This is a genomic window from Luxibacter massiliensis, assembly GCF_900604355.1.
Lineage (GTDB): Bacteria > Bacillota > Clostridia > Lachnospirales > Lachnospiraceae > Luxibacter > Luxibacter massiliensis.
In genome coordinates, this window is the sequence record NZ_UWOE01000001.1 from 3,742,849 (window position 1) to 3,762,749 (window position 19,901).

Below are 19,901 nucleotides of genomic sequence, written 5' to 3' on the forward strand. Positions count from 1 at the left end.
TCATCACTTCCCTGCTAAAGAACTGCGGTACAGGATGCCGTACCCTTTCGCATTTGCAAAAATATTATCAATAAACTGATACTTGATCAGACGGCTGGAACTTTCCAGGAACCGCCGCAGCAAAATAGCTCCGCCTCCAATAAATATAGTATAGGTAGATTTCGTATCAATGCCCCGCTCCCGGACACTGCTGAGCAAGTCGGTCACAAAATTCCGGGCCATTTCTTCTACCGTATGTACCACCATATCCGGATAATATTCCGTCTTGCCTTCCAGGATACTGTCAATGTCTGTTTCCTCCAGGAGCATATCGTGATCCCCGTTGACACTGGAAATGATATCGTTATACATGGTGATGACACCCTTTTCCATGGAATCGCAATAGTCCAGACATGGGCTTCCACTCCGCATCAGCAGAAAATCCGATGTAAATCCGCCAATGTCAATCCCCACCGCCTTGGGGATCTGCCGGATTTTCTCCCCCTCAGTCATCATGGCAGCATACGCCTGGGGATATACGGCTACATCCCGGATACAGGTGTGATAGGTCCTGCCGTTGTATACCAGTTCCTGCACCTTCCCGTCTCCCAGAAAGTATTCCCGATATCGGTCTGCCAGCTCTGCGTAATGTTTAGGCGGCACACCGATAGGCAGAGATACCTGCACCACATCTTCCTCCGCTACCTGCCCGGTCCGCTCCAGTTCCTTTGCAATAGCAAACCTCGTCAGGATGGAAAAACGCTCATCCTGCGTCTTGTCCCTCTGATACGGGATCCGCTTGTCACTCAAAACATAATATTTCCCGTCAGTCTGAAGGAAATCCTCCCGGCCTGCCGGCTTGCGGTCTGTGGCAGAAAGCCCTGTGGTAAAAAGAAAATGGGTGGTCTTCATGTTCCGGTTCCCGTGATCCACGGGAATGGTCAGTTTTTTTATCATATGCGTCACTCCTTATATTGTTTTCTACTTATCCCATACGTAAGAGATATGTAGGGAGCAACTCCGGAGGGGAAAATTCTTGAGATTTTTATTTAAGATAGTATTCGAGGTAGATCTTTGGTAGAATAAGGACAACAACAGATTGGGAGTTGTAAGGGTGATAAAATGATTTCAAGAAGCTTTCGAGTATTTGGAACGAAAAAAGACTTAGACAATATATTTAATGAATTTCAAAAAAACAATATAGTAAACTATTATCGGTGCGGCAAAAGCGATAGCAATAAAATAACAGACATTACTAAAACAGATAACTTTGGTTTTTCTCTTAGTGGAAGTCATATAGGAAATCAGTATTTTGTTATAAAAGGCGATGAAACAGTACGGCTTGATAATTATAAGCATGTAAATCATGAAACAAGTATTGTTATTGATTTGGGTGGATTATATGCTGAGAATATTATTTTACCTACAACGGTATCTACAATTTGGTATGAAAATGAAAGTAGCAAAAAAATATACAACAATTTAAAGAGCATTATAAAAAGATATTCTGTTAGCATAGTCAATGGATATATGATATTAAAAAATGCTTATGATAGAAAAGAGCAATTAAGATTTGTGACTATAAGTGTTCAAAGCCCAAAAGAATATGATTTAAAACTATAATTAGATGTTACTGAATTATAGTTTCTCAGGAAGTTGAACATAGCAACAAATCCTAAGTTGTCGAATTAGAAGTCAATGAGGTAAGAATAAATGGATAAAGAAAAAAAGAGGAAGTTACATTTGGTGTTATATGGAATTGCCATTCCTGTTAGTTTATTTGCTCTATATACATTTATCTTTGTTTTTGATAATGGTATCGGGTGGAAAATTGCGTTAATTATTATTGGCTTGGGTTGGCTTATATCCGCTGTCTCCGGGCTTATAGAAAATTTGAAAAAATAGACAAATCCTAATTGATGATTATATCATTGCCTGGAATGGAGTGCTTTGAATGTTTAGATTATCACCAATAAAATTATGGAGAAATATCTCAATAATCATGTTTCTGTTGGCAATGGTTTTTTGTTTGATCGGAACATTTACCATTCATGGTGTTCTGATTATACATTGGAATGATGCAGGAGTTCCGAATAATTCTTCCGGGCAATGGGTTTTATGGGCTATGCTGTTATTGGCTTTTTTATCTATGTTTACGCATAGCAGCTTTTCAAAAAAGCGTCCTGGACAAAATTCGTTAAGTATAGAGATGTCTGGCGCTTTTTCAACTGGATTAGTATCAACTTGGTCCATAATCAACATAACATTAGTGACTTACTATTTCTATCCATTAACAGAAATTGTTATTATTGGCACAGCAGCCATTGCCTTCTGTTATATTTTATTTCCTGTAATTGCCTATATCCGAAACAGGAAAAGAAATCCTGACAGAGGCAGCCGATAGGTAGAAAAACCGCCGCTATGGTTACCCATGCGGCGGCATACTTAAAGCTGTCTCTTATTTACAACCGGAATACTTACAGCAACGCATACGATACATAAGAAAGCGGTAATAACAATCGCTTTTATATATGCGTCTGTTTCTCCCGCACCCGTCAAAATTGAACTGGTATTCATCAATACAATGGGGGAATACGCCTTTACTTTTGGTATGATACTCAATAAATATGCCAGAAGCACTGTTCCGCCAACGCACAGAATAACACCTGCGTTATTTTGCAGCAGCGATGAAAAAAGAACCATCAGGCATATAACCCATATACCAAACAGCCACCATATAGTCACCGAGAAAACTAAGTGATCCATAATGCGGTTATCCCAAAAGTAAGCATTGTATCCATAAGTAATGGCGAAACAAATTCCATAGCCAACTGTCCACAGCGACAGCAGGAGCACTGCCTTTGCAAGCACAACCTTATATCTTGACAAGCCTTTCGTCAGTATGAGCAGCAAGGTTCCGGATTTATATTCTTTCGTAAATAGATCGCTGAAGATCAATACAAAAGCAATCAGTGCAATAGGAATGTTCTTAAAAAACTGTGTCCATGAGGTCAGGGCGTCTACTTGAACATCCGTGACAATGAACCCGCTTTCTGCCATGGACTCAGACAGCGTTTCCATCATCCACGGCGTCAGCTTTGCAACGGCAGGGCTCATGATACCGAACAGAACAAACAGTAATATCATAATCATGATTCTGCCCGTCCTTGCAGCTTCCAGATATTCCTTTTTCATAAAAGAAAACAGAGATTTCATTTTGTCACCTCCAAAAACAACGATTCAAGCGTCGGCTCTATCCGTTCAATTTTTAGTATGGGAACCTTATTTTCAGAGATATATTTCATAATATCGAAAAAATGGCCCTCATCTCCCTGATAAACAAGCACATTTTCCTCTGTGCGTTGTAGTTCACGAAAGGCTTCTGTAAGCGTATCCGTGACTTCTTTCTTCTCCATTTCAATGATAAATCCGTTAGATGACCGCTTATTTCGCAGTTCTGAAATGGTTCCCTGCATAGCAATCTTCCCATCGTTCAAAAAAGCTGCCTCTGTGCAGATACGCTCCACATCTGAAAGAATATGCGTGGAGAAAAATACCGTAGTCTGTTCTTTTGCTGCAAGAAGGATATCCAGAATTTCCTTGCGGCCTGCCGGATCAAGCGCGGATGTAGGCTCATCGCAGATTAAAAGTTTTGGACGGTTCAAAAGTGCCTGTGCAATTCCCAGTCGTTGTTTCATTCCTCTTGAAAATCCTTTGATACGGTGGCGCTCCTGTTCAAGACCGACCAACTCCAACAGTTCATTACTCCTCGTCGCAATGTCCGCCTTACTCATTCCGCATACTTCTCCGCAGAGAGTCAGATACTCATGGGGCGTCATATAAGAATAAAATTCTGGCACATCGGGCAGATAGCCAATGTGCCTATTGGTGTTGGTCTGTCCAAAACGCACCTTTTCACCCATCACATGAATTTCCCCGCTGTCCGCTTTCAGAAGCCCCAGGATAGCTTTCATTGTCGTTGTTTTTCCTGCGCCGTTTTTTCCGATAAAACCAAAAATGCTGTGTTCTGGGACAGACAGATCAAGCCCGCAGAGCACTTCCTTGCTGCCAAAGTTCTTTTTCAGGTTTTGTATCGTCAGTACATCCATGTCAGTCCTCCTCCTTGCCAAGCAGGAAGTACAGGATCGGGCCGATAAACTCCATGCCGATCATTGCAATAATAAGCCACAAAGTACGATTGCCTCTTTTATAATTTTTATGTGTCAGGATGTGATAAAGCGTATAGCCCAACAGGGCAAGCTGAGCGATTGCCAGCGGGATTAAAAACGGAAGAAAATCTATAAAATTATTCATTCTTTTTTGCCTCCTCTCCATAGGTTTCCACGCAAAAGCCCTTATATCCACAACAGGTACATGTCAGTTTTCTGAGCGTGGGAGTATGTCTTGCAAAAACAGCCTCTTTTAATTGAGGTTTAAAGACCTCATGGCACTGCGGACAGATATACGCAACTCTTTTGAAATAGAATTTCGTGACCCAAATTGCATATGAAACAGCTATCAGTACCCAAAGCACAAAAGGCCACCATATTCCTGTGAAAATCCAGAGAAGGATAGAGAGCCACTGCATGATGTTAAGGGGAAGACCTGTGATCAGCAGGATTGCGTGCAGCCGTCTCATCTTCTTTTTGTTTTCCATCACATAAGCTATATCACCGATAGATTCGATGGAGAAATTTTCTACGCCCTTCAGCTCTCGCTTAATCTCAGCGAGCATATCAAGTTTTGCCTGCCGTTTGCGTACTTCTTCCTGAAGGAGCTGCTCCTGCTGTTCAAGCAAAACGGAAATAACACTGCCGGGATGCTCCTCAGACAGCAATTCTCCTATGCTGTTGATGGAAATATCCGCGTCACGAAGGAAGCAGATAATCTTCAGTCTCTTTAAGTCATCCTCTGAATAAAGCCGTCTGCCGCCCTCTGTGAGTTCACTGGGTGCAAGAATACCACGGGTGTCGTAATACTGCACTGTCCTGACGGAAACGCCACAGAGCTTTGCAATTTCTCCAGTCGTGTATTTTGACATAGCATTTACCTCCTTTCGCCCTCTACTTTACTTCATTACGCAGCGTCACAAGCAATACATGACGCAGGGGGATTTTTGATTATTTCAAAATATGATTCAAATTTATACTTTCCTCTGACAAAGACAGGCGTCGGTTTCCCGGCGCCTGCGCTGTATTTACCATTCTCCCGGACTGCAGTTTTCCCCTAAACGTCCCAATCTAAGACATCCTGTTTTTCAGCCCTCGCTTTTTACGTGTTGCCACAGGGCATATCTCCCCGTTTTTCATCCGGATCATAAGTTGCCCGTAATCAATCTCTGCGATATTATCTGTATTTACAAGGTAGGAGCGGTGGCATCTGTAAAACCGCTGGTCCAGCTCCTTTTCGATATCGCCAAGCTGCCCGGGAAACTCCAGGAGACGTTGTCGGGCATGGAGGGTGATCTTGTGGATGTTATCGGAAGTTTCAAAAAAGAGGATCTCATCATAGCCGATGAAAATAGTACGATCCGACTGCCGGAGGAGGAATTTCCCCATCTGGCTGTTTGCCGGGGAGGTCTCTTTCTCCTGCACGTTCAGCAGGCAGTCGTGGATCTTCCGCTTAATATCCTCGGTACTGCTTTTTATGATGAAATCCAGGGGCTCTACCTTGTACTGGAAGGTCAGAAATCCCATTTCTGAATGGGATGTGATGAATATGATGAAGCACCGGGGCTGCAGTTTTCTGATCTCCTGCGCAAGGGTCAGCCCATTGATCCTGGACTTCAGATCAATGTCAAGAAAGAATACGCCCATATTGCTGGAAGCCTTCATCCCTTCCAGGATCTCATCCGGATCAGAGGACGCCAGCACGATCTGCATATCTAAGTTCTCAATGAGGAGCGCATCCCTGATATACCCGGTAAACAGACTGAGCTGTTTCTTGTTATCTTCACAAATATAGATATCCAGCATATGTTCCTCTCCCTTCGTGTCTATACTGATATTCTAGCACAGCCTCCCGCAGCTCCTGTGAAAAAGTAAAATACGCTACGTATCCGATCATAAACGCAGCCTTCCTTCATCAAGGCCCACGGTTATTCTGGAAATCTTACTGTTTCTTCATGCGGAGGCACTGGATAAACTGTCCATTCCGTACTTCCGTATCCCAGAAGATCCGGTCATAAGCGCTGAGGATTTCCTTTGCGTTATAGAGGCCGATCCCCCGGTTTTTCCCCTTGGTCGTCGTTCCCGCCTGCCGCAGTGACGCCTGGGGCAGACCGGTATCCTGAAAACTGTTGGAAATGATAAAGACAACCTCTTCCGCCTCATCCAGAACGGCCATCCGTATCTCCGGCTTCTCCGTTTCCAGTGCCCCCTCGATGGCATTATCCAGGAAAATGCCGACCACACGGCACAAGTCCACCGTTCCCATGGGAACGCTGCTGATTTCCTTTTCAATCTCTACGGTTACATTGATGTTCAGTTCCGCCGCATACAGAAGTTTGGCGGAAACGATACTTTTCAATTCCGTAATCTTGATATGGATCAGTTGGTTGAGACGGGATGTGGCCGTAAACAGCTTTTGGTTCATGGGTGCGATCTCCCGGTTAAAATAGGCTTTTAGCCCTTCCATATCGCCGGACTCCATATACCCGGAGAGAGTCAGCATGATATTATTATAGTCATGCTTGAACGCCCGCAGGGAGGAATACATGGCTTCCACCTGTCCCGTATACTCCTGCAGTCTCTGATAAGCGTCCTGCTTCATCTGCAGGTCCATGTTTTCTATCCGGGAGCGGATAATATTGACGATCAGCACGGTGCTGATCACAAAGTAGCACCCAAAGAGAAAGCAGTTAAACAGAATGACCGGTCGGCTGTAGCCGATATATTCCCCCACCGCAATATTAAAAAGAAAGATCAGCAGGCAGAATACCAGGTTGATGGATATGAGGACCGTAAGCTGACGGGGCAGCGTCCGGTTTATCTTCCCCATCAGCCTGTGGAGCAGCCTGGAAAGTACCGGGCAGACGGCTGCCAGTATCAGAAGATAGAGCAGAACATACAGGAGACTGGCTCCGTATGTGCCGATGCTCCCGAAGATCCGGCGGCTCACCGGCTCCCATACCAGGGTCAGCAGGTAATCGCAGACCACACAGAAAAGATAGGTCCCGATAAAAGTGCTGACATTCAGGAAGCGGTTCTCATCGATCCATGCGATGTAAAGCCCTCCCAAAAGGAGCAGCACAATCACGCCAATATTTCCCAGTTTCCACTGGATCAGGAGAATACTCCCCAAAAAGATCAAAAACAGGATCCATTTCTCCTTCTTTGAAAGCCTGCATGGAAGAAAAAAACTTACCGGAAGCAGGTAAGAACAGGCACTCAGAAGAGATAGGATACACGTCGCCAGGATTTCCATGACTCTTGGCTCCTTCCATCAGATTTGCAGGCGGCTCTAAGCCCTTGCTGCATTTATTCATAAAAAGCGATTCTCTGGTTCAAGATCAGAGCGTTTTTTCGCCGTTCCCGTGCGTTTATTACTATTTTGTCGGCAACATACCATAAAGCATTATAATTATAGCAGAGGAGAAACCTCTTGTAAAAAGAAACATGGGAAACCAAAAGCAAAGAAATTGTGAGGTGTATGAAAATGAGAAAATGTATCCGTTGCGGAAGCGAAATGAAAGAGGACTGTGCAGTAAAGATCGAGGGTGCGGGATATGGGATCATCCTCTCTTCCGATGAGTCCAAACTGTTTGGCGGCAGGATCGGGAAACCCAAAGTTGCCATCTGCCCCAAATGTGGGGAAGTTTCTATCTATCTGGAGGATGTCAGCAAGCTGGGCTAAACCCAAAAGAAAGTACATTCTATTGTAGACCGGCTGCGGGAATATGAATAAACCGCAGATGAGGGAGGGATGTAAATGGGAAGGCGCTGATCATTTTATTTGAAGAGAAAGAGGAAGAACTGTTTCGTCACATTGTCGCTGCACTTTCAGCAGATATGCCTGTCATAGAGCTTGCAGAAAAAGAGGACCGACAGCAGATACAGGCATCCGGCTTAACAATCCTTCCTCAGAAGCGGCAGGTAACGATAAACGGAAAGGACCTCCCTTTATCTCCTTTGGAATTTTCTGCGTTGTGCTATCTGGCAGCGCATCCCGGCTGGATCGTCAGCCAGGAAGAACTCTATCAGGCTGTATGGAAGGAAGAGCCGGTAAATATAAAAGGGGCAGTTTACTGCACCATCTCCAGCCTCCGGAAGAAACTCAAAGCGCATACCCGTGAGGAATATATCCAGACCGTTCCGGGCATGGGATACCGGTTTAATGAGACTCCGGAGGCGTAATTTTAACATGTTAATCTGCGTTGCTTGTGGCAACGGCGTTTTTGATGTTTAATGACTATATCAAAACAAAGGAGGCACAGGCTATGTTGAATGAAAATATTAAGAATTTACGAAAAGCAAAAGGGCTGTCACAGGAAGAACTTGCCAACAGGCTGAATGTCGTAAGACAGACCATATCGAAATGGGAGAAAGGGGGTTCACTTAGATAAAGATACCACACCAATCCCACGCTGACTTTTGCTCAACCAATACAGCCGGAGGGCTGGATAACAAGAAAAGGCGGTATGCGCCCCGTGGAGGGGTAGCATATCGCCTTTTCTTGTGGGGGTTTCCAAAGGGGGCAACGCCCCCATTTGGCACACGACTTTGCGAAGCAAAGTGTAGTGTGTTATACGCTCTGTCGGCGTTGTCGTGAAAATGCCGTTGCCGCCGGGGAGGGCAAGGGCATTTGAAGCGGCAAGATTTGAAGCGGCAAGAAAACAGGGCTGTGCTTGCGTGGCGTGGAGCCGCAAGCGCAGGTCTGGTTTCATCAGCAGACAGGGCGTATATGAAAGCCCCCGTCCCTCGTCCTACGCTCCGACTTGTGGACAAAGTGTCCCGAAGTTGTGGCCACACTCCCGGAAAAGTAGCAGGACAGCGGGCAACCGTCAAGGCTGAAATGAACGGGGTTACACCCGGCCTTGACCGCCGCCCGCCGCCCCGCTGGATGGGTGGACAAGGCGGCCAATCCCTCAAAGTGCTTGGCCGCGCTCTTTCTGATTTTGAGGTATTCAGTTTTTCAAAATTGAATAATCAAAATAAATTTTTTCGATTGAAAAAATTTTATTTGTTATCATCTTCAATGCCATATTTTTTCTTTTGCCGAATCACATAATTACTGATTTTTTCATCATATAGTGGATACTGGTAATCCAACTGGCATGCCACTTCTGACGAAACCTCCCGGAACAATGCCATACATTGTTCAAAGGATTCCCACATATGGGGATAGGAATCCATATTATAAGTAGACATAAGTCGTTCCCACAATTCCTCTGGGACATATTGCTTCATAAATTTATAGTTTTTTCCCAAACTGAAATGAAATCCCTGTTTGATACCAATCAGCCAGGAAATCATGCGAAGCAATTCTTTTCGTACTATATCATTCATATGGTCAATAGCAAAAAGAATTTCTTTGCGGCATAAGCCCTTTACTACATATGTTGTAGTATTCCAAAATTCATTACAGCAATCGTCAAACATTCTTTGAGTAGGCTTCTGCAAGTGGTAGTCTATATCCGTTGGTATTGGCGGCTTTACGATACGGTTGTCTTTATCCAACAGTAACTTTACCAGTTTATCCCATGTAAAATACTCGTCTATCAGTTCCAGCGGCAGCAAAGTTAAATCTATCTTAACATCATCAGTAAACAGCATTAAATATGAAAATCCCTTTTCTACAGCTGGAAATAATTCCATATCTTCCGGCTTTTGCAGAATCAACCTTTCACCAAATATATCTAGCCATTTATCATCACTTGTGAAGCTGTCCATATCCGTAACAAAAAAAGTAATATCAAAATCCTGAAAATCATCAGGCGGAATATTTGTATTTGTTCTAGATCCTTCCAAAGTAACCATGCGAATGCGTTTGTCTGTTTTTGCAAAATTCAAAACAATATCATAAACTTCCTTTTCTGATCTCATTTTTATCTCCTCCAATTATTGAAATAGGTGTGAAGCCATTTTAGGGCTTTCCCGCCTTGATTACCCTTTAGCAAAGACGGGCGGGACTGTCAACGGCGGCGCATGAAATGCGCCGTTCATCTTGACCGTTGACTGGCTCGGCTGGCTTTGCTATTTTCTCGATGAAAAACAATTTATTCGTATTTATTTCCATCATTGTCATAGTAAGCCACATGAATGGAATACTCTTTTTCTGGGTTTTTAATTGAGATAATATCCATATCATCTGTGTTGTATCTCAATGTATCTTGCACTTGTCCATTTATTGTATAAGTGATTTCAGCATACTCTGTTTTAGCACCATTAAACCAAATTAAATCATACCATTCTCCGTTTATTGCAACGCCACCGACAATAATCTCATCACTATTTCGGTTTGTTGATGTACTAAATTTGTAGTCTCCATTTCCTGTTGGTTCAAAGATAGCAAGTGTAGATTTATTATCTGTACTGTATGCTCCACTCACGATATAACCGCCAAGTTCCAGTTCTTTTGCGATAGTCCATTCATTCCCTTTTGAAATTGCGGTGTTCAATATGCTTTCTCTGCTGGTAATGGTATCTCCTTTGGGAGTTAAACTAAAGAAATATAAAAAAGCGGCAGCAACGCAAATAACAGTCGCTGAAATTATCAGTAACCACTTTTTCATAACCAATACCTCCATATAATCTGATTTATTATTCTCTTACTTGCGTCCCCGCTGCGGCTTTGGATTTTTCAGCAAATCCGATTTCTGTGCAATCTTTTTCAACCACTTCTTTTCTTCCTCTGACAGTTTCCCATAGTTCAGCTTGAGCCGCTTACAGATAAATGCCATAGCCGCCTGCTCCGGGTCGCTGTCCTCTCTGGTGGTTTCCTCTGCGGTCTGCAAAAAATCTTCCAGAGGATTGTCCTCCGGGACGCTGAAAAAATCGTCCTTGTGGGCTTCCCGCAGGTCGAAGGCTATCTTGTTTATGTCCTGCTGTATCACATAGCGGCAAAAGCTGTCATCGTCAATATGGGCGGCGATAAGCTGTCGCAGCTGTGGGTCAGTCAAGCCGGGATTGTGTTGTTTCATAATCGTTGCACTCACAGCGTCCACAATGGCGTTTGCGCTCTGCACCTGCTTTCCCGCTACGCCGTTCACATAGATTTCAAGGTCGGCCATGAGCCGGGGAAAATCCGGGTGGGTCGCCAGTTCACACAAGAGGGAATTGTCCACCCGCCCGCTTTTCAATAGTTCAATCATATCGTCGCTCAAACGCAGGTCTGCAAGATCGGCGTTTGGGTGATTTTTTGTTTGGGAACGGCCCAGCAGATAATCAACAGTCACTTCGTAAAACTTTGCTAACTCAATAAGGGCATAGTGGCTGATGTCCTTATACTCGTCCGCTTCATAGCTGCCAAGCGCAGATTTGGAGAGGTGCGTCTGTTCCGCAAGCTGTTCCAGCGTCAAGCCACGCTCCACACGCAGGTCTTTTAGTCGTTCTTGAATAGTTAGGGCCATACTCTCCCCCCCTCTGTCCTCTGTTCTAAAATATCATCCAATCTTACCACGACTTTTTGATTTCTCTTAATAAAGCAACCGTAATATCTTTGGCAATACTTGATGCTTTTGCACAGTTTCCGTCAAAATTATCAACTCCGCTGTGTTTTTCAGTATCGGTCACACACCGAATGGCGATAAACGGTATGTCATTTGCATAGCAGACATGAGCGATACTGGCAGTTTCCATGTCAACCGTCAAGGGAGCAAATTCATCGTTTATTTTTTGCCGGCTCTCATCGGTTATAAACGATTCTCCCGTTACCATACGGCCCCAAACTACCTTTCCAGAAGTTGAAAGCTTGTCAACAGCAGACTTTGACATATCTATCAGCTTTGGGTCTGCCACAAAAAACACAGAATTCATCCACGGATGAAATTCCGTTAAAATGTCTGGCGCTACATCGTGGTAACAAACTTCTGTGGAGATAACTGTATCGAATATTTCAAGTTCTGGCTCCATACCGCCCGCTGTCCCTGAATTGATAATTATATCCACGCAAAATACATCTATCAAAAGCTGAGCGGCTATGGCGGCATTTACTTTGCACACGCCGGAAAACAGGGCGACAACTTCTACACTATCAATCTGTCCAGCATGGAATTTCAGCATAGCTTTTTCCGTTATCTTACAGTTGCTTATCAAGGGCAAAAATGGGGCGAGTTCTTCGTCACCCGCACATAAAATTCCGATTTTCATAGATTATTGTCCTCCTATGGCTTGAAAGCCAATTTTTATGTTTATTTTACCATAATTCCGAGAGCACGGAAATAGCCTGTTTTTTAAGCCGATTTCCTACCTTTCGGATATACGGGACGGGCGGTCATTTAGGTGTAGACTTAGGGTAGTTCATCGATGGACAGCACCTTGAAAACAGAATGACCGTCCAAAAAGGAATACCCCGGCTGGGGAAGCACTGCAAGGAGCCAGCTTCTGGACACTTTGTCCAGAGGTCACTTCGGGACAAGTTGTCCCGAAGTTGCGGGGAGCGTGCCTCGTCGCCGCAAGCTGCGTATCATTCGCTTCCGCCAGAGGGCGAAAGCTCACTCGCTCCGCTGCGGCTCCTCTCCCCACAAAGTCTGACGACTTTGCGGGGGCCCCTGTTGGGAACACGCCGCAGGCATGGGGCAAGAAACCTTTTCGGGGAGAACGGCAACGGAAAGCAAAATGGAGGGAACGCATGAGAGATAACCCCTATAAAGACTTGCCGCCGCTGGAACGCAGGCCGGACGGTTCCCTTTACCGCATGACACCGGCGCAAAGGAAACAGGCGGCCAGCCTGATACGCCAGGAGTGCTGTTGCTGTGAGGACGGCAACTGCATTGTCCTTGATGATGGGGACACCTGCACCTGCCCGCAGACAGTTTCTTTCTCGGTCTGCTGTAAGTGGTTCCGCTGGGCGGTCTTGCCGCTGGACGGGACGCTGGAAGCGGAGATTTTCCGGGATAAGGACTTGAAACGCTGTGTGGTCTGCGGCGGTGTGTTCGTCCCCAAATCCAACCGGGCAAAATACTGCCCCGGCTGTGCCGCCAGAGTTCACAGGCGGCAGAAAACAGAAAGTGAACGGAAAAGGAGGTCTGCTGTGGACAGTTAGGAGCGAAAAAAGCCTTGATTTATTAGGCTCCGCAAGCCCCAAACCGGGGCAGGTGGTATAAAGTATCGCCCGCCCCGGAAAACGGGCTTCTAACCGTCCACAAAACACGATATGACAAACACGATTTACATTCATCAGCCGGAAAAGGCGTTCAGCTTCACCCGGCTCCCGAATTTTCTCTTTGAAGCCCCCACATTCAAGCCCCTGTCTAACGAGGCAAAGGTTCTGTACACCTTTATCCTGCGCCGGACAGAGTTATCCCGCAAGAATGGGTGGGCGGATGACTGCGGACGGATTTTCCTGTATTACCCTATCTGCGAAGTGGTTGACCTGCTCCACTGTGGGCGGCAGAAAGCGGTGAACACCCTGCGGGAACTGCAATACGCCGGACTGGTGGAGATCCAGAAGCAGGGCTGTGGAAAACCCAACCGCATTTTTCCAAAATCCTATGAAGCGGTTCCAAACACCGACTTCAAGAAATCCCGTTCTGGTACGCCGGAGGACTGAAAACCGTACCCTTGAAGTACGGAAACCGCCCCCCTAAAGTACGAAAACCGGACGGTATATAGAAATACAAAGATTAAAATGATTTATTTATATCCATTCCATTCCTATCGTATCAGAGATAATTCTGGCAGGATTTTCCCTGTGGAAAACCCAGGATAGGAAAGGAATGGGGAAAGGAGCAGAATGGCACAACACGCAATTTTGCGGTTTGAGAAGCACAAGGGCAACCCGGCAAGGCCGCTGGAAGCCCATCACGAAAGGCAGAAAGAACAATACGCCAGTAACCCCGACATTGACACAAGCCGGAGCAAATACAATTTCCATATCGTCAAGCCGGAGGGACGCTATTACCACTTCATTCAGAGCCGTATCGAGCAGGCCGGATGCCGAACCCGCAAGGACAGCACACGGTTTGTCGATACGCTGATAACCGCCAGCCCGGAGTTTTTCAAGGGGAAATCTCCAAAGGAGATACAGGCGTTCTTCCAAAGGGCGGCAGATTTCCTCATTGGCCGGGTAGGACGGGAAAATATCGTGTCGGCGGTGGTACACATGGACGAGAAAACGCCCCACCTGCATTTGACCTTTGTTCCGCTGACAAAGGACAACCGCCTGTGTGCAAAGGAGATTATCGGCAACCGGGCAAACCTGACGAAGTGGCAGGACGATTTTCACGCCTATATGGTGGTGAAATATCCCGACTTGGAGCGTGGGGAGAGTGCCAGCAAGACAGGCCGGAAGCATATCCCCACCCGGCTTTTCAAACAGGCGGTTTCCCTCTCCAAACAGGCCAGAGCCATTGAAGCCGCCCTTGACGGCATTAACCCGCTGAACGCCGGAAAGAAAAAAGAGGAAGCCCTCTTCATGCTGAAAAAGTGGTTCCCGCAGATGGAGAACTTCTCCGGGCAGTTGAAAAAGTACAAGGTCACAATCAATGACCTGCTGGAAGAAAACAAAAAGCTGGAAGCAAGGGCAAAGGCCAGTGAGCAAGGCAAGATGAAAGACCGCATGGAACGGGCAACGCTGGAAAGCGAATTACACAATCTCCGCAATTTCGTTGACCGTATCCCGCCGGAAGTGCTGGCGCAGGTGAAACGGCAACAGCGGCACACAGTAAAGGAAAGGTGATAGATATAAGCAGAAATTTTCGCCGCCCCTGTGCGGCATTGTACCTTGAAAACTGAATATGGAGGACACTGGATGGCAAAAAGCGAAAGCGATATTTTTACGCCCCGGACAGGGCAGGTCATACAAGCAGAGAACGGCACGCAGTATTTTGTATGTGGGAACAACCGTATAAAAATCTCCGAACACTTCGCCGCAGGCGGGAAGCCCCTCGGTGATCTGATTGTAGATGTGGTGCGGCATACCGCAGAAAAAGCCGCTTCAACCTGATAGCCCATCATTGATAACACGCCCACGCTTATGATATAATTGCCATAGAGCAAAAGTATTGTAAGCGTGGGTTGTTTCTTTAAGAAGGAGGATTTTTAACGGTGAAACAACCTTACAATACTACGATTTACAACACGGCGCTTTATATGAGATTGAGCCGGGACGATGAAAACTATGGTGACAGCGTAAGCATTGAAACACAGCGGACAATCCTGCAACAGTACGCAAAGGAACAGGGACTTCATGTAGTCGGTGAGTATGTGGACGATGGCTGGTCGGGGACGAACTTTGCTGGGGTTAGATAGCGATACTTTTTACATCTACCATGTTGCGGCGGTCATGGTTGACAACTTGCGTCGGCTCCTGCTCGGTATCAACCTGTCCGACAAAGCTATAATGGATTTCGATTTTCCGGGTGTTGGTTTCCCGGTCTAATTCATGTATCAAAATACGGTCGATAAACTCATGGACGTTTTCATAGGTCAATTCCTGTATGTCGCTGTATTTCCCGACAATCTGAATAAACCTTGATATATCCCTTTTTCGCTCGGTAACGGTTGCGATCTGCTGTTGTAACTCGTCTATCCTTGCGGCAAGGGATTTCTTTTCGTCCTCATAGCCGGAAGTTAGAAACACAAACCGTTCATCTGTCAGTCTGCCTAATGCGTTGTCCTCATACAGCTTGCGGAAAAGCGTGTCAAGTTCGGTCATACGCGCCTGTGCTTTGAAAAGTTCCTTTTGCTGCTGCGCTAATGCCTTTCTCGCTTCCATGTCGCCGTACTCGGTAGCTTTACAGATAAAGTCCTGTTCGTGTTCCTTAACATACCGCAAAACCCGCCGCATATCTTCCAGCACTAAATCAAGAAGTACGTTTTTGCGGATATAATGAGAGGTACACTCGCTGCCTGTCCTTGCCCTGTTGCGCCATGCGCCGCAAGAATAGGAAAACTTGCGCGGCTCGATATTTACGCCCTGTTGGTAATACATCTTATGTCTGCAACCAGCGCAAAACAGCAAGCCGGAAAAAATATCAATCTCCGCTGCTTTTGTCGGGCGGTGGCGGGTAGCAATCCGCTTTTGCGCAAGTTCAAAGGTTTCCTCGTCAACAAGCGGCTCATGGGTGTTTGGGAAGAAATAGCGTTGTTCTTCTTCGTTCTTCCGGGTCTTTTTCGACTTGTAGGATACCTTGTGAGTTTTCGCGGTTATGGTATGCCCTAAATATTCCTGCCTTGCTAATATGTCATAGAGCGTTTTGTCCGGCCAAGTATAGGGGGCGATCATTGCCCGCTGATACCGCGCCTGTCCTGTACGCTGATAGCGCAACGCTCCAATCGTCAAGACTTTGTTTTCCGCAAGCCATTTTTGGATTTCGCACATACGCACGCCGCTAACAAACATAGCGAAAACCTGTTTGACAATCGGCGCGGTTTCCGGGTCGGGTATAAGGTGGTGGCGGTTGTTCGGGTCTGGGATATAGCCGTATGGATATTCCCCGTTGACGCGCTCGCCTTTTTGCGCCTGTGCCTGTTTAACTGCGCGGATTTTCTTGCTTGTGTCGCGGGCGTAAAACTCGTTAAACCAGTTCCGCAAGGGGGTAAACTCGTTATCCTCCCGCGCTGTGTCAACTCCGTCGTTGATCGCGATATAGCGTACTCCGTTTTCGGGAAATACAATCTCTATGAGTTCGCCCGTTTTCAGATAGTTTCTGCCAAGACGGGAAAGGTCTTTGGTAATGACCGTCGCCACTCGTCCGGCTTCCACTTCCTGCAACATCGCTTGCAGCCCCTCGCGCTCAAAACTCACGCCGGAAAATCCGTCGTCCACAAAAAACTTTGTGTTCAAAAAATGGTGTTCGTCCGCATAGCGTTGAAGTATCATTTTTTGGTGCTGTATGCTTCCGCTTTCTCCGGCTTGCATATCCTCTTGACTTAAACGGCAGTAAAGGGCGGTGATTTTATTCGACTGTAACATTAGTCCTCCTTTCCGACAGCCGAATAAACAGGTATAATGTGTTGCTATCATTATACCATATCCCGCCGCCTAATGCACTACTCGGACGCTAAAAATCCCGGATTTCCGGGCTTTTTCTGCAAATCCTTTACAATGAGTTTCTCAATCTTTTTATGGATTGTATCGGTTGCCTTTTCACTCGGCAACGCTTGAACAAGATAGGTGATTTTCCCTATTTTGCGTTCGGTTGTAATTGTCTGTTTTTTATCCATTAGAAAAACCTCCTTTTCCTGTATGGATAAACTATATTCGTCAAAAGGCAAAAACGGGCGGTTGTTAGCTGCAACCTCACGGGAGTTTCACCCCGGCCCATGCTTATGGGTGCGCCGCGCAATACTTTGAGGGTGTTCAACGCGGGAGTATCATTGTGCCGCCTTGTATGTCGTCGCCCACAAGCTGCTAAACCTGTTTTACGGCGCGGTAGTTCTCGCTCGGCTTTTCCCCTATGGGGAAAAGCTGTCATGGCGTACCCGCCGACTGGCTCGGTACAGACGGAATGTACCCGTTTGCCTGTTATGCTGCGCACCAAAGGCCGCTTTCTTTGTCAAAGAACAATAGGCTTTGTCGGCCTGCAAAAGCACATCAACAGCGGATATGCTTTTGCGGAACGACAAATAGCCCATAACGGGAAGCGTGGAAAGGGGACACGCTCCCCGCATGGGCTAAAAGATTATCCTACATGAAAAGCAAGGGTGCGGGTAATAAGGCGCACTTGCAGCCTGTTACGCATTTCCTCGTCCACATAGGAATAGGTATTGCCCGCGTCGTCTTTCAGCGTGCGGGTACAAAGTTTCGCTATGTAACCCTCGTAGTGCTTCAAGATCGCGCACATGGCGGTTGTGTCGCCGTTTGCCGCTGCGGAAATGACAGGGAACGGCAACAGATTTTCAGACTTCCTAACGGTATTCATCATCTGCTTTTCCCTCCAAATACTGTTTGATTTTCGCAAGCGCGGATTTCCTGTGCCGGAAAACCGTCGTGCGTACAACATTCAGCAGTTCGCCAATTTCCGCGTCGCTCATATCCAAGAAGTAGGACAAAAGGATAATGTCGCGTTTCCTTTCGGGCAAAGCGTTAAGGGCTTCGGCAAGCAGTTCATTTTTGACGAGTACATCAAAGCCGGACACTTGAAAACGGAAATAATCGCTTTCGTATTCGTCCGTTGTGAAAAGCTGCGCGAGTTCGCTTTCGCTCAAATCCGAAAAAGTAACTTCGCGTGCTGCGCGTTTCGCAAGAGTGCGGCGGTGGCTTTTCGCTTCGCCGACCAAAGTTTTCTTTGCTAATGCGTCGTACTGATGTTGTATTCTTTCCTTGTCGGAAGAAGATAGCTCCATAGAGTTCACCTCCTTCCCGCGTGGAGTAGAGGACGGGAGTTAAGGGCTTGTCCTCTCTGCCCCTTTCGCTCCGTACCCGTTCGGGAGATGGCTCTTGAGTGCGCTTTTCAGAAAAAAGTTGAAAAAAGCAAAATGCGCCCGTCCGCAAGACGCGGACGGGCGCAAAGGAAATGTAAGCAGTAGCTAAATGTATTGACAGTTCACATTCATAGCCGGAATATCCCGCTTGCGGAGCATAGCTTTTTTTGACCGCAAAGCATTAGGCGGGTTACAGTAAATAAAAATGGACACGGCGATACCTCCCCGATACCGCCGTATCCTTAAAAAAGGGCGACTTTAATACACTACCCGCAATCCATTCTATAATAGGGAACAGCGGCTTTTGCGCAATATTAAATAAAAAAGCCGATAACACATAGGTTTTTTGACCTAATGCGTTATCGGCTCTGCGTCTATGCGTCTGGCACTTTTAATCATTTTTTTTTGAATTTATTATATGTGTTAGCTAACTGTCCACAAGCCGCGTTAATCTCTCTGCCATGAGAAACTCTCATAGTAACTTCAAGTCCTGCTTGCTCTAATTGATGTTTGAATGCAACTATTTCCCGTTTCTGTGGTGCTTTAATTCTTGAATTGCTTGTTGGGTTGTATTGTAACACGTTAATCATAACTTTTTTGCCCCGAAACCATTTTGCAAGTTGTCTTACATCTGAGGGCCGGTCATTTATACCCGGTAAAAGCAAATACGCAAAGACAATTTTGCGATTATGCCTTTCAGAATAGGATAAGGCTTGCTTAACAACATCTTCAATAGCATATATGCGCATGTGAGGAATAATACGATTTCTTGCAGATTGTGTTGCTGCGTGTAAAGATATTGTCAACTGAATTTTAAGATGTTCCTCGCGCAATTTTTTTAATTGATCGACCGGACCAACTGTTGATATGGTAATGCCGTCGGTTGGAAAGTTGAGCCCATATCTATCTCGGAGAATATGGATTGCTTTTATCAAGTTGTCATAATTGAATAAAGGCTCTCCCATACCCATAAAAACGATACGGTTTACTTTTCGACGCAACAATATAATCTGTTGTACGATTTCTGACGATGTTAGATTACGAACAAAGCCATTTCGCCCGGACTCACAAAAAATACAACCAACAGGACAACCGACTTGTGTGCTCACGCAAACAGTTCCACCATCTCGCCGCTTGATAAAAACCGTTTCAATGTATTTGTTGTCTTTCAGTTCGTAAACATACTTTTCAGTATCACTGCTTTTGCAAATATTTTTTACCAACATTGATAGATTTTTTTTGCGTGGTAATTGCTTATATAATTCTTCATATAAGGCTTTTGCTTCATTCTCGCCAATAACTTCCGACATTTCTTTGTAAGTAAATCCGTATGGATCATTCCGTACTTCCGCAGGCGTATATTTAGGTAAACGTTTCATTTTTATATCCTTTCTT

At 45.7% G+C, this 19,901-nt stretch carries 25 protein-coding genes and 2 pseudogenes; 11 read left to right on the forward strand and 16 right to left on the reverse strand.

The window, feature by feature from the left end; translation table 11 throughout:
* Positions 1–3: 3 nt before the first annotated feature.
* A complete protein-coding gene (locus EFA47_RS17575; RefSeq protein ID WP_087200821.1) occupies positions 4–936 on the reverse strand; it encodes a ParM/StbA family protein in 933 nt (310 codons plus the stop codon).
* A 165-nt stretch (positions 937–1,101) separates the two neighbouring features.
* Between EFA47_RS17575 and EFA47_RS17580 the strand changes: the two genes are divergently transcribed.
* The 3 genes from EFA47_RS17580 (at position 1,102) to EFA47_RS17590 (ending at position 2,383) form a co-directional block, all read left to right on the forward strand.
* Positions 1,102–1,602 carry a hypothetical protein gene (locus EFA47_RS17580; RefSeq protein ID WP_087200818.1) on the forward strand — a complete coding sequence of 167 codons (501 nt, stop codon included), beginning with the start codon at positions 1,102–1,104 and terminating at the stop codon, positions 1,600–1,602.
* Between the two features lie 90 nt (positions 1,603–1,692).
* The gene (locus EFA47_RS17585) at positions 1,693–1,884 is read left to right on the forward strand and encodes a hypothetical protein (protein ID WP_087200816.1); all 192 of its coding nucleotides are present in this window, start codon (positions 1,693–1,695) and stop codon (positions 1,882–1,884) included.
* Between the two features lie 49 nt (positions 1,885–1,933).
* On the forward strand, positions 1,934–2,383 hold the full coding sequence (locus EFA47_RS17590; RefSeq protein ID WP_164690049.1) for a hypothetical protein: 450 nt from the start codon (positions 1,934–1,936) through the stop codon (positions 2,381–2,383).
* Positions 2,384–2,424: 41 nt separating this feature from the next.
* Here EFA47_RS17590 and EFA47_RS17595 read toward each other — a convergent pair whose 3' ends face one another.
* From EFA47_RS17595 to EFA47_RS17620, 6 genes are all read right to left on the reverse strand, one after another.
* A complete protein-coding gene (locus EFA47_RS17595) occupies positions 2,425–3,195 on the reverse strand; it encodes an ABC transporter permease (RefSeq protein WP_087200812.1) in 771 nt (256 codons plus the stop codon).
* A complete protein-coding gene (locus EFA47_RS17600; protein ID WP_087200809.1) occupies positions 3,192–4,088 on the reverse strand; it encodes an ABC transporter ATP-binding protein in 897 nt (298 codons plus the stop codon). Before EFA47_RS17600 ends, EFA47_RS17595 begins: the two co-directional genes overlap by 4 nt.
* Before the next feature lies 1 nt (position 4,089).
* The gene (locus EFA47_RS17605; protein WP_087200808.1) at positions 4,090–4,293 is read right to left on the reverse strand and encodes a PLDc N-terminal domain-containing protein; all 204 of its coding nucleotides are present in this window, start codon (positions 4,291–4,293) and stop codon (positions 4,090–4,092) included.
* Positions 4,286–5,020, reverse strand: coding sequence for a MerR family transcriptional regulator (locus tag EFA47_RS17610; RefSeq protein ID WP_087200806.1), 735 nt, complete (start codon positions 5,018–5,020; stop codon positions 4,286–4,288). Before EFA47_RS17610 ends, EFA47_RS17605 begins: the two co-directional genes overlap by 8 nt.
* 199 nt (positions 5,021–5,219) lie before the next feature.
* A complete protein-coding gene (locus EFA47_RS17615; protein ID WP_087200804.1) occupies positions 5,220–5,954 on the reverse strand; it encodes a LytR/AlgR family response regulator transcription factor in 735 nt (244 codons plus the stop codon).
* Between the two features lie 136 nt (positions 5,955–6,090).
* The gene (locus EFA47_RS17620; RefSeq protein WP_087200802.1) at positions 6,091–7,404 is read right to left on the reverse strand and encodes a sensor histidine kinase; all 1,314 of its coding nucleotides are present in this window, start codon (positions 7,402–7,404) and stop codon (positions 6,091–6,093) included.
* Between the two features lie 231 nt (positions 7,405–7,635).
* Between EFA47_RS17620 and EFA47_RS17625 the strand changes: the two genes are divergently transcribed.
* From EFA47_RS17625 to EFA47_RS17635, 3 genes and pseudogenes are all read left to right on the forward strand, one after another.
* Positions 7,636–7,833 (forward strand): nucleic acid-binding protein, encoded by a 198-nt coding sequence (locus EFA47_RS17625; protein ID WP_087200800.1) that lies wholly within the window; start codon positions 7,636–7,638, stop codon positions 7,831–7,833.
* 155 nt (positions 7,834–7,988) lie between these two features.
* The gene (locus EFA47_RS17630) at positions 7,989–8,333 is read left to right on the forward strand and encodes a winged helix-turn-helix domain-containing protein (protein ID WP_235853304.1); all 345 of its coding nucleotides are present in this window, start codon (positions 7,989–7,991) and stop codon (positions 8,331–8,333) included.
* Between the two features lie 83 nt (positions 8,334–8,416).
* Positions 8,417–8,536: pseudogene (locus EFA47_RS17635) on the forward strand (helix-turn-helix transcriptional regulator); the annotation flags it as partial.
* A gap of 619 nt (positions 8,537–9,155) precedes the next feature.
* Here EFA47_RS17635 and EFA47_RS17650 read toward each other — a convergent pair.
* From EFA47_RS17650 to mtnN, 4 genes are all read right to left on the reverse strand, one after another.
* The gene (locus EFA47_RS17650) at positions 9,156–10,022 is read right to left on the reverse strand and encodes an aminoglycoside 6-adenylyltransferase AadE (protein WP_001255868.1); all 867 of its coding nucleotides are present in this window, start codon (positions 10,020–10,022) and stop codon (positions 9,156–9,158) included.
* A gap of 173 nt (positions 10,023–10,195) precedes the next feature.
* The gene (locus tag EFA47_RS17655; RefSeq protein ID WP_015573183.1) at positions 10,196–10,711 is read right to left on the reverse strand and encodes a hypothetical protein; all 516 of its coding nucleotides are present in this window, start codon (positions 10,709–10,711) and stop codon (positions 10,196–10,198) included.
* A gap of 36 nt (positions 10,712–10,747) precedes the next feature.
* Positions 10,748–11,548 carry a helix-turn-helix domain-containing protein gene (locus EFA47_RS17660; RefSeq protein ID WP_008395979.1) on the reverse strand — a complete coding sequence of 267 codons (801 nt, stop codon included), beginning with the start codon at positions 11,546–11,548 and terminating at the stop codon, positions 10,748–10,750.
* Between the two features lie 43 nt (positions 11,549–11,591).
* Entirely contained in the window at positions 11,592–12,287 is a 696-nt protein-coding gene (gene mtnN, locus EFA47_RS17665; protein WP_008395978.1) for a 5'-methylthioadenosine/S-adenosylhomocysteine nucleosidase, read from the reverse strand.
* Positions 12,288–12,768: 481 nt separating this feature from the next.
* Between mtnN and EFA47_RS17670 the strand changes: the two genes are divergently transcribed.
* The 5 genes and pseudogenes from EFA47_RS17670 to EFA47_RS17690 all read left to right on the forward strand — a co-directional run.
* Positions 12,769–13,182 (forward strand): cysteine-rich VLP domain-containing protein, encoded by a 414-nt coding sequence (locus EFA47_RS17670; protein WP_044930679.1) that lies wholly within the window; start codon positions 12,769–12,771, stop codon positions 13,180–13,182.
* 111 nt (positions 13,183–13,293) lie between these two features.
* Positions 13,294–13,689, forward strand: coding sequence for a replication initiator protein A (locus tag EFA47_RS17675; protein ID WP_008395976.1), 396 nt, complete (start codon positions 13,294–13,296; stop codon positions 13,687–13,689).
* A gap of 183 nt (positions 13,690–13,872) precedes the next feature.
* Positions 13,873–14,817, forward strand: a complete 945-nt coding sequence (gene mobV / locus EFA47_RS17680; protein WP_008395975.1) for a MobV family relaxase — start codon at positions 13,873–13,875, stop codon at positions 14,815–14,817.
* Between the two features lie 72 nt (positions 14,818–14,889).
* Entirely contained in the window at positions 14,890–15,084 is a 195-nt protein-coding gene (locus EFA47_RS17685) for a hypothetical protein (protein WP_002334813.1), read from the forward strand.
* Positions 15,085–15,230: 146 nt separating this feature from the next.
* Positions 15,231–15,374 (forward strand): annotated as a pseudogene (locus tag EFA47_RS17690) (recombinase family protein); the annotation flags it as partial.
* 7 nt (positions 15,375–15,381) lie between these two features.
* Here the strand turns inward: EFA47_RS17690 and EFA47_RS17695 are convergent.
* From EFA47_RS17695 to rlmN, 5 genes are all read right to left on the reverse strand, one after another.
* A complete protein-coding gene (locus EFA47_RS17695) occupies positions 15,382–17,055 on the reverse strand; it encodes a recombinase family protein (RefSeq protein ID WP_002604471.1) in 1,674 nt (557 codons plus the stop codon).
* Positions 17,056–17,132: 77 nt separating this feature from the next.
* Positions 17,133–17,306, reverse strand: a complete 174-nt coding sequence (locus EFA47_RS17700) for a transposon-encoded TnpW family protein (RefSeq protein WP_002604472.1) — start codon at positions 17,304–17,306, stop codon at positions 17,133–17,135.
* Positions 17,307–17,764: 458 nt separating this feature from the next.
* On the reverse strand, positions 17,765–18,007 hold the full coding sequence (locus tag EFA47_RS17710) for a helix-turn-helix domain-containing protein (protein ID WP_002604473.1): 243 nt from the start codon (positions 18,005–18,007) through the stop codon (positions 17,765–17,767).
* Positions 17,991–18,428, reverse strand: a complete 438-nt coding sequence (locus tag EFA47_RS17715; RefSeq protein ID WP_002604474.1) for a sigma-70 family RNA polymerase sigma factor — start codon at positions 18,426–18,428, stop codon at positions 17,991–17,993. The genes EFA47_RS17710 and EFA47_RS17715 overlap by 17 nt, the downstream gene beginning before the upstream one ends.
* Positions 18,429–18,901: 473 nt before the next feature.
* Entirely contained in the window at positions 18,902–19,885 is a 984-nt protein-coding gene (gene rlmN, locus EFA47_RS17720; protein ID WP_002584956.1) for a 23S rRNA (adenine(2503)-C(2))-methyltransferase RlmN, read from the reverse strand.
* Positions 19,886–19,901: the final 16 nt, after the last annotated feature.

What these genes read in the sequence shown, in the direction of transcription:
- EFA47_RS17600 (WP_087200809.1), bottom strand. Translation starts at nt 4,088, where the DNA reads ATGGATGTACTGACGATACAAAACCTGAAAAAGAACTTTGGCAGCAAG.
- EFA47_RS17595 (WP_087200812.1), bottom strand. Translation starts at nt 3,195, where the DNA reads ATGAAATCTCTGTTTTCTTTTATGAAAAAGGAATATCTGGAAGCTGCA.
- rlmN (WP_002584956.1), bottom strand. Translation starts at nt 19,885, where the DNA reads ATGAAACGTTTACCTAAATATACGCCTGCGGAAGTACGGAATGATCCA.
- EFA47_RS17675 (WP_008395976.1), top strand. Translation starts at nt 13,294, where the DNA reads ATGACAAACACGATTTACATTCATCAGCCGGAAAAGGCGTTCAGCTTC.
- EFA47_RS17650 (WP_001255868.1), bottom strand. Translation starts at nt 10,022, where the DNA reads ATGAGATCAGAAAAGGAAGTTTATGATATTGTTTTGAATTTTGCAAAA.
- EFA47_RS17700 (WP_002604472.1), bottom strand. Translation starts at nt 17,306, where the DNA reads ATGGATAAAAAACAGACAATTACAACCGAACGCAAAATAGGGAAAATC.
- EFA47_RS17590 (WP_164690049.1), top strand. Translation starts at nt 1,934, where the DNA reads ATGTTTAGATTATCACCAATAAAATTATGGAGAAATATCTCAATAATC.
- EFA47_RS17620 (WP_087200802.1), bottom strand. Translation starts at nt 7,404, where the DNA reads ATGGAAATCCTGGCGACGTGTATCCTATCTCTTCTGAGTGCCTGTTCT.
- EFA47_RS17625 (WP_087200800.1), top strand. Translation starts at nt 7,636, where the DNA reads ATGAGAAAATGTATCCGTTGCGGAAGCGAAATGAAAGAGGACTGTGCA.
- EFA47_RS17615 (WP_087200804.1), bottom strand. Translation starts at nt 5,954, where the DNA reads ATGCTGGATATCTATATTTGTGAAGATAACAAGAAACAGCTCAGTCTG.
- EFA47_RS17605 (WP_087200808.1), bottom strand. Translation starts at nt 4,293, where the DNA reads ATGAATAATTTTATAGATTTTCTTCCGTTTTTAATCCCGCTGGCAATC.
- EFA47_RS17695 (WP_002604471.1), bottom strand. Translation starts at nt 17,055, where the DNA reads ATGTTACAGTCGAATAAAATCACCGCCCTTTACTGCCGTTTAAGTCAA.
- EFA47_RS17670 (WP_044930679.1), top strand. Translation starts at nt 12,769, where the DNA reads ATGAGAGATAACCCCTATAAAGACTTGCCGCCGCTGGAACGCAGGCCG.
- EFA47_RS17655 (WP_015573183.1), bottom strand. Translation starts at nt 10,711, where the DNA reads ATGAAAAAGTGGTTACTGATAATTTCAGCGACTGTTATTTGCGTTGCT.
- EFA47_RS17710 (WP_002604473.1), bottom strand. Translation starts at nt 18,007, where the DNA reads ATGATGAATACCGTTAGGAAGTCTGAAAATCTGTTGCCGTTCCCTGTC.
- EFA47_RS17610 (WP_087200806.1), bottom strand. Translation starts at nt 5,020, where the DNA reads ATGTCAAAATACACGACTGGAGAAATTGCAAAGCTCTGTGGCGTTTCC.
- EFA47_RS17585 (WP_087200816.1), top strand. Translation starts at nt 1,693, where the DNA reads ATGGATAAAGAAAAAAAGAGGAAGTTACATTTGGTGTTATATGGAATT.
- EFA47_RS17660 (WP_008395979.1), bottom strand. Translation starts at nt 11,548, where the DNA reads ATGGCCCTAACTATTCAAGAACGACTAAAAGACCTGCGTGTGGAGCGT.
- EFA47_RS17715 (WP_002604474.1), bottom strand. Translation starts at nt 18,428, where the DNA reads ATGGAGCTATCTTCTTCCGACAAGGAAAGAATACAACATCAGTACGAC.
- EFA47_RS17580 (WP_087200818.1), top strand. Translation starts at nt 1,102, where the DNA reads ATGATTTCAAGAAGCTTTCGAGTATTTGGAACGAAAAAAGACTTAGAC.
- EFA47_RS17575 (WP_087200821.1), bottom strand. Translation starts at nt 936, where the DNA reads ATGATAAAAAAACTGACCATTCCCGTGGATCACGGGAACCGGAACATG.
- mtnN (WP_008395978.1), bottom strand. Translation starts at nt 12,287, where the DNA reads ATGAAAATCGGAATTTTATGTGCGGGTGACGAAGAACTCGCCCCATTT.
- EFA47_RS17685 (WP_002334813.1), top strand. Translation starts at nt 14,890, where the DNA reads ATGGCAAAAAGCGAAAGCGATATTTTTACGCCCCGGACAGGGCAGGTC.
- EFA47_RS17630 (WP_235853304.1), top strand. Translation starts at nt 7,989, where the DNA reads ATGCCTGTCATAGAGCTTGCAGAAAAAGAGGACCGACAGCAGATACAG.
- mobV (WP_008395975.1), top strand. Translation starts at nt 13,873, where the DNA reads ATGGCACAACACGCAATTTTGCGGTTTGAGAAGCACAAGGGCAACCCG.